The sequence below is a fragment of the Achromobacter sp. Marseille-Q0513 genome (genome assembly GCF_018195695.1).
GTDB lineage: Bacteria > Pseudomonadota > Gammaproteobacteria > Burkholderiales > Burkholderiaceae_B > Achromobacter.
On record NZ_JAGTJY010000250.1, the window covers coordinates 1 to 7,243 of the forward strand.

A 7,243-nucleotide genomic window follows, 5' to 3' on the forward strand; every position below is an offset into this window, starting at 1 on the left:
GCTTGCCCTCGGACCGCCGCGGGGTGGGCGGCGGCACCGCGCGCCGTAGGCGATCCGCGCGCGCGCGCCGGTGGCGTTCAGCAGCGCCGCCAGCTTGTCCTCGGACAGCAGCGGGTTGAGCGGCTGCACCGCGCAGGCCGCCTCGCCGCCCCATAGCGCCAGGTGGTATTCCAGGCAGCCGGGCAGCAGGATGCCGACGGCGTCGCGCGGGCCCAGCCCCAGGCCGTGCAGCAGGTTGGCGGTCTGGTGGATGCCGGCCAGCAGTTCGCGGTAGCTCCAGCTCACCGTATCGCCGTCCGGGTCGGCGGTCTTCAGGAAGGTCAGCGCCGTCTTGTCGCCGAAGGCGGCGGCCGAGTTGCGGAAGATCTCGTAGGTGCTTTGCACCGTCAGCGTCTCGGCCAGGGGCCGGGCTTCCAATCGGCGCACATCCTCGATGCCGCGCACGGGGAAGGGCGCGGCAAAGGGTGGCGACAGCGGCGGTTCCTGCGCCTGCGCGGTGGCAGAGGCGGGGGCGGCCGTCATGACGCGCTCCCGTCGCGTTGGCGGCCCAGCGCGATGTAGCGCCGCAGATGGTGGTCCTCGTCGCCCAGCTGGTGGTCGATCATGACCAGCCGCTTGGCGTAGTGAGCCAGCGGCAGCTCCCAGGTCATGCCGATGCCGCCGTGCAGCTGGATGCTTTCCTCGGCCACCAGCGTGCCGATCCGGCCGATGGTGTACTTGGCCGCCGACAGCGCCTGCTCGCGCGCCAGTCGGTCGGGCAGGTCGAGCGCGGCGGCGGCGTTGATCACCGCCGAACGCGCCTGCTCGATCTCCAGCAACAGATCGGCCATGCGATGCTGCAGCGCCTGGAAGCTGCCGATGGGCGCGCCGAATTGGCGGCGCGTGCTCAGGTATTCCAGCGTGGCGTCGCGGGCGCAGTCCATCGCGCCCAGGGCCTCGGCGCACAGGGCCAGCAGGCCGCGTCCGGTGGCGTGTTCCAGCAGCGCGTGGCCGGCGCCGGCCTGGCCCAGCAGCGCCGCTTGCGGCACGCGCACCTGGTCCAGCGTCAGCTCGGCCGCGCGGCCGCCGTCGACCAGCACGTAGTCGCGGGCGCCCAGCCCCGGCGCGCTGGCGCCGATCAGGAACAGGCTGATGCCGTCTTCCTCGTCCTCGGCGCCGGAGGTGCGCGCCGACACCAGGTACAGGTCGGCGTGCCCGCCGGCGTTGACCACGGCCTTGGCGCCCTGCAGCCTCCAGCCCGCGCCGTCGCGCTCGGCGCGGGTCGAGACGCGCGACAGCTCGTAGCCGGCATGCGGCTCGGCGCAGGCCAGCGCCGCGACCCGCTCGCCGGCGATCAGGCCGTCCAGCGATTCGCGCTGCACCGGCGTGCCGGCCTGGGCGATGGCGCTGCCCACCATGAGCGCGTCCAGGAAGGGCTCGACCACCAGGCCGCGCCCCAGCGCCTCGAACACCACGGCGATGTCGAAGCCGGCGCCGCCCAATCCGCCGTCGCGCTCGGCGAACAGGGCGCCGATGGCGCCCAGCTCGGCATAGCGGCGCCAGAATTCCGGGCTGTGGCCGCGCTCGGCGCCGGCGTTGCGGTGGCGCGTGACGATGTCGTACTGCTCGGCGACAAAGCGCCGCAGCATGTCGGTCAGCATGCGGCGGTCTTCGGTGTGCTCAAAGTTCATGGCCGGCCCTCACAGTCCCAGGATCATCTTGGCGATGATGTTCTTCTGGATTTCATTGGAGCCGCCGAAGATCGACAGCTTGCGGTTGTTGAAGTATTGGGCCGCGGCGGTGTCGGCGCCGTCCGGCCCGATGCGCGCGTCGGCGCCATGCAGCGTCCCGACGTCGCCGACCCGGGCATAAGGACCCATGGCGCGGCGGTTCAGCGCGGTGATTTCCTGGCGGATCTGGGTGCCGCGTATCTTCAGCATCGAGCTTTCTGCGCCCGGCGCGCCGCCGCCCGCGACAGCGGCCACCACGCGCAGGTTGGTGGTACGCATGTTGGCCAGCTCGATCTCCACCCGCGCCAGCCGCGCGGCGAAGTCGGGGTCGTCGGCCAGCGGGCGGCCGTTGCGGCGCTGGCGCGCGGCAACGGCCTTCAAGCGGGCCAGCGCCGCCGTCGACTGCCCGACGCCGGCGATGTTGGTGCGTTCATAGGTCAGCAGATACTTGGCGCAGGTCCAGCCCCGGTTTTCCTCGCCCACCAGGTTCGCGGCCGGTACGCGCACGTCCGAGAAGAACACCTCGTTGACCTCGTGCTCGCCGTCCAGCGTGATGATGGGGCGCACTTCCACGCCGGGGCTGGACATGTCGATCAGCAGGAAGCTGATGCCCTCCTGGCGCCGGCCTTCGTGCGAGGTGCGCACCAGGCAGAAGATCATGTTGGCGTAGTGGCCCAGCGTGGTCCAGGTCTTCTGGCCGTTGACGATGTAATCGTCGCCATCGCGCACGGCGGTGGTCTGGACGGCGGCCAGATCGGATCCGGCGCCCGGCTCGGAGTAGCCCTGGCACCACCAGTCCGTGCCGTCCAGGATGCGCGGCAGCCAATGGCGCTTCTGCGCCTCGCTGCCGTACTTGATCAGCACCGGCCCCAGCATGCTCAGGCCAAAGGGCACGATGCGCGGCGCGCCGGCCAGCGCGCACTCGTTGTCGAAGATGAACTTCTGCGTGCTGCTCCAGCCGGTGCCGCCGTACTCCGCCGGCCAATGGCTGGCCAGCCAGCCGCGCCGGTTCAGCACGGCGTGCCAGCCAGCCATGTCCTCGCGCGTCAGCGGCTGGCCGCGCAACACCTTGTCGGACAGCGCGGCGGGCAGTTGCGCGGCCAGGAAGGCCCGTACCTCGTCGCGGAGCGCGGTTGCTTCGGCAGTGAATTCCAGATCCATGTCAGTCATCCGTGGCGCTGCGCGCCGGTGCAGTGTAAAAAAACTGATGCCTCGACCGGGGCCGCGCGGAGCCGGCTTTGCCGGTCCGTAGCGGCGCCCCTTGAGGGGGAGCGCGTAGCGCTTGGGGTGGGCTCTACATTTCTAACAGGGCGGCGGCGCCCATGCCGCCGCCCACGCACATCGTGACCACCGCGTAGCGCGCGCCCCGGCGGCGGCCTTCCAACAGCACATGACCAGCCAGCCGCGCGCCGGTGACGCCGAAGGGATGACCCAGCGCGATGGCGCCGCCGTTCACATTCAGCCGCTCCATCGGAATGCCCAGGCGCTGCTGGCAGTACAGCGCCTGCGAGGCGAAGGCCTCGTTCAGTTCCCACAGGTCGATGTCGTCCACCTTCAAGCCATGCCGCGCCAGCAGTTTCGGCACGGCGTAGACGGGGCCGATGCCCATCTCGTCGGGCTCGCAGCCGGCGATGGCAAGGCCTCGGAAGACGTCCAGCGGCGCGATGCCGGCGCGGCGGGCCTCGGCCGCTTCCATCAGCACGCAGGCGGCCGCGCCGTCGGACAACTGCGAGGCATTGCCGGCGGTGACGAACTGGCCGTCTCCGCGCACCGGCTTGAGCGCGGCCAGCGCCTCGTAGGTCGTGCCGGGGCGGTTGCAGGTATCGCGGTCCACGGTGACCTCGCGCTCGCTGACGGCGCCGGTGGCGCGGTCGGTCACGGCCATGACCGTGGTGACAGGAATGATCTCTTCCTGATAGCGGCCGGCGGCCTGGGCCGTTTCGGCGCGCTGCTGGCTTTGCGCCGCGTAGCGGTCCTGCGCCTCGCGGCTGATGCCGTAGCGGGCGGCGACGATGTCGGCGGTCTCGATCATGGGCAGATACAGCTCGGGCTTGTGCGCCAGGATCCACGGGTCCATGCCGCTGACGCCGTCGTCGCGGGTGCGGATCTGCGAGACGCATTCGACGCCGCCGGCGATCATGGCCGGCGCGCCATCCATCACGATGCGCGCGGCCGCCGAAGCGATGGCCTGCAGGCCCGAGGCGCAGTAGCGGTTGATGGTGGCGCCGCCCACGGACACGGGCAGCCCGGCGCGGATCACGGCCTGGCGGCCGATGTTGCGGCCGGTGGCGCCCTCGGGATAGCCGCAGCCGATCAGCGCGTCCTCGATCAGGGCTGGGTCCACGCCAGCGCGTTCCACCGCGGCGCGCACGGCGTGCGCCGCCAGGGTGGGACCGGCGATCAGATTGAATTCGCCGCGCTGCGCCTTGGTGATCGGCGTGCGGGCGGTGGAGACAATGACGGCTTCTCTCATGTCGCGTACTCGCAGGAAAGGGGTAGGGGCGGGCGGCGCCGCGTTCAACGGTTCAGGCTGGCGAAGCCGCGCCCGGATGCCGCCAGCTCGGCCAGCAGCGGCGAGGGCTTCCAGAACGCCGGATCCTCGGCCGCATAGGCGCGCACATCGGCCAGCACGCGGTCCAGGCCCACGCTGTCGGCGTAGTGCATGGGGCCGCCGCGCTGCCGGGGAAAGCCGTAGCCGTACAGGAACACCACGTCGATATCCGAGGGGCGCAGCGCGATGCCCTCGCGCAGCACGTTGGCGGCCTCGTTGATCATGGCGGCCAGGTAGCGACGCTGAATCTCGTCCTGGCTGAATGCCCGGGGCGAGCCGCCGGCGCGGCGGCGTTCCTCGTCGATCAGGGCCAGCACTTCGGGATCGGGCTCGCCCTGGCGCGCGCCATCCGGATACAGGTAGAAGCCGCGTCCGGCCTTCTGGCCGAACCAGCCGCGCTCGCACAGCAGGTCGGGAATGCGCACGTAGCGCAGCGCCGGGTCGCGCGTGGCGGCGCGGCGCTTGCGGGTGGCCCAGCCGATGTCGCCGCCGGCCAGGTCGGCCATCTGGTACGGACCCATGGGATAGCCGAAGGCGCGCACGGCCGCGTCGATCTCGTAGGGCGAGGCGCCGTCCTGCATCATCAGGTCGGCCGCCTGCCGGTGCACGGCCAGGATGCGGTTGCCGATGAAACCATCGCAGACGCCGGCTCGCACGGGTGTCTTGCCCAACCGCCGCGCCAGTTCGAAACCGGTGGCCACGGTGTCGGGCGCGGTCGACTGGCCCGCCACCACCTCCAGCAGCTTCATGATGTTGGCCGGCGAGAAGAAATGCAGGCCCAGCACGTCGGCCGGCCCGCGCGTGGCGCGCGCGATGCGGTTGATGTCCAGATAGGACGTATTGGTCGCCAGCACCGCGCCCGGCCGCGCCACGCGGTCCAGCTCGGCGAACACCGCCAGCTTGACGTCCATGTCCTCGAACACGGCCTCGATGATCAGGTCCGCCTCGCCCAGCGCGTCATACGTGGTGGCGCCTTGCCAGCGGTTCATGCGGGCCGCGCGTTCGTCCTCGCTCATGCGGCCCTTGCCCACAAGCCGCGCGTAGACCTGATCGACCCGCGCGCGGCCGCGCGCCAGCGCCGCCTCGTCCTGTTCCACCATCACCACCGGCAGCCGCGCGTCCAGCAGCGCCACGGCGATGCCCGCGCCCATGGTGCCGCCGCCCACCACGCCGACGCGCTCCAGCCGGCGCGGCCTGGCCTGCTCCAGCTCGGGAATGCGCCAGGTCCGCCGTTCGGCGTGGAAAGCGTGCTCGATGGCGGCGCGCGTCACCGGATCCGGGCCGGCCTCGCGCAGCGCCGCGTCCAGCGCGGCGCTGGCCTGGGCGTCCTGGGAGGTTGATTGGGGATCCCCGGCGGCGGGGCCGTCCGCGTAGCGCGTGCCGGCGCTGGCTTGGGCTGTCATGGCTTGCGTCTCCTTGGCCATCTCCGTGGCCGGTTTCTTCATCGCCGGGCCGCCATCGCAGGCGACAGGCCCCTGGGGGCGCGGCGTAAGGGCTGGGTTCATGGACCGTTTGAAACGGTCCACGCCCTGCGCCTAATTCTTGATCAGCAAAGAAGTCTTGACAATGCCATCAATAATTGACACCACGATCAATAAAATTTGACAATGCAGCGGAACGCAATCGAACGACGATAGGCCGACATGGACACCAAATCCCTGACCCTGCTGGTGGAGATCCTGGACGCGGGCAATCTGAGCGAGGCCGCGCGCCGGCTCAAGATGACCCGTGCCAATGTCAGCTACCACCTGAGCCAGCTGGAGCGGTCGGTCGGCATGCAGCTGGTGCGGCGCAGCACGCGCCGCGTGGAAGCCACCGAGATCGGGCTGAAGCTCTACCAGCACGGCCGCAGCATCCAGGACGAGCTGGTCGCCGCGCGCGAGTCGGTGCAGAGCCTGGGCAAGACGCCGCAGGGCAAGGTCCGGCTCAGCGTGCCCAGCGGCTACGGTCAGTTCGTCATGACGCCCTGGCTGCTGGAGTTCAAGCGCGACTATCCCGACATCGTGCTGGACGTGCTGTTCGAGAACAGCGTGGACGATCTGCTGCGCGACGAGGTCGACATCGCGGTGCGCATCATGTCGGAACCGCCGCAGAACCTGGTGGCGCGCGAACTGGGACAGGTCCGCTACGTGGCCTGCGCCTCGCGCGCCTATGCCGAGGCCAAGGGGCTGCCCGCGATGCCCGAGGACCTGGCGCGCCGCCCCGTCATCAGCGCGGCCGTCATCGGCCGGCCGCTGCGGCTGTCGGCCTATTACGGCGGCCAGCCAAGGCAGCATGTGGTGCTGGAGCCCACCGTGCTCTCGCGCAACTACGCCTTCCTGCGCGACGCCATGCGCGCCGGCCTGGGCGTGGGCATCGTGCCCGACTACGTGGTGCACGAGGACGTGGCGCGCGGCGATCTGGTGCAGGCGCTGGCGGATTGGCGGCTGAGCATCTTCGGTCGCGCCATGTACATGCTGTACATGCCCAATCGCCACCATCCGCGCGCCATCGCGATGATGATCGAGTACATCCTGCAGCGCGCCCAGGCCGCGCATGAAGGGCAGCCCGGCCTGCTGGGCGTCTCGGGCTGAAGGCGGGCCGCGCAGGGCGCGGGGGGCTGGCGCGCGGCCGACATCCATTTCCATTTCGCGCTTGATCGCGCTTGCCGGCTCCGCGGTGCCGGCCGCGAGCAGGGTCGTGCCTGCGGCCGGTCGCGATACGCCGGCGCCCGCTTCGTACATAAACGACCACGCCTTTTCACGCGTGAAGTCTGACGCTTCCCCCGCCCAAAATCGGAAGCGTCCCATGGCATGCCGGCGGCAACGGCTCTAGCGTATCGCCAGACTTTCTTCATCCGTCCTTTCTGTCCGGACCTGAGCCTTCTCAGCGGACCTCCCCGACGGACATCCCCCTCTGGCCTGCGAGGCGCGCCGCACCATGTCCAAATTCCGTTCCGCCATTGTCTGGCTCGTGCTCTACACCCAGATCTGGACGCCCGTGC

The 7,243-nt window shown here is 70.5% G+C and carries 5 protein-coding genes and 1 pseudogene; 1 reads left to right on the plus strand and 5 read right to left on the minus strand.

Annotated features, from left to right (window positions below):
• The 5 genes and pseudogenes from KDH83_RS28520 to KDH83_RS28540 all read right to left on the minus strand — a co-directional run.
• The coding region (locus tag KDH83_RS28520) for an AMP-binding protein (protein WP_212321964.1) at nt 1–522 on the minus strand (522 nt) is incomplete at its 3' end.
• On the minus strand, nt 519–1,670 hold the full coding sequence (locus KDH83_RS28525) for an acyl-CoA dehydrogenase (protein WP_212321966.1): 1,152 nt from the start codon (nt 1,668–1,670) through the stop codon (nt 519–521). The genes KDH83_RS28525 and KDH83_RS28520, both read right to left, overlap by 4 nt.
• Before the next feature lie 9 nt (nt 1,671–1,679).
• Nucleotides 1,680–2,870: an acyl-CoA dehydrogenase family protein gene (locus tag KDH83_RS28530; RefSeq protein ID WP_212321968.1), complete on the minus strand. Its 1,191-nt coding sequence runs from the start codon at nt 2,868–2,870 to the stop codon at nt 1,680–1,682.
• 133 nt (nt 2,871–3,003) lie between these two features.
• On the minus strand, nt 3,004–4,182 hold the full coding sequence (locus KDH83_RS28535; RefSeq protein WP_212321970.1) for an acetyl-CoA C-acyltransferase: 1,179 nt from the start codon (nt 4,180–4,182) through the stop codon (nt 3,004–3,006).
• 44 nt (nt 4,183–4,226) lie between these two features.
• Nucleotides 4,227–5,525, minus strand: a pseudogene (locus KDH83_RS28540) (3-hydroxyacyl-CoA dehydrogenase NAD-binding domain-containing protein); the annotation flags it as partial.
• A 378-nt stretch (nt 5,526–5,903) separates the two neighbouring features.
• Between KDH83_RS28540 and KDH83_RS28545 the strand changes: the two are divergent.
• Nucleotides 5,904–6,833: a LysR family transcriptional regulator gene (locus KDH83_RS28545; RefSeq protein ID WP_212321972.1), complete on the plus strand. Its 930-nt coding sequence runs from the start codon at nt 5,904–5,906 to the stop codon at nt 6,831–6,833.
• The last annotated feature ends 410 nt before the right edge of the window (nt 6,834–7,243 follow it).

What these genes read in the sequence shown, in the direction of transcription:
- KDH83_RS28525 (WP_212321966.1), bottom strand. Translation starts at nt 1,670, where the DNA reads ATGAACTTTGAGCACACCGAAGACCGCCGCATGCTGACCGACATGCTG.
- KDH83_RS28530 (WP_212321968.1), bottom strand. Translation starts at nt 2,870, where the DNA reads ATGGATCTGGAATTCACTGCCGAAGCAACCGCGCTCCGCGACGAGGTA.
- KDH83_RS28535 (WP_212321970.1), bottom strand. Translation starts at nt 4,182, where the DNA reads ATGAGAGAAGCCGTCATTGTCTCCACCGCCCGCACGCCGATCACCAAG.
- KDH83_RS28545 (WP_212321972.1), top strand. Translation starts at nt 5,904, where the DNA reads ATGGACACCAAATCCCTGACCCTGCTGGTGGAGATCCTGGACGCGGGC.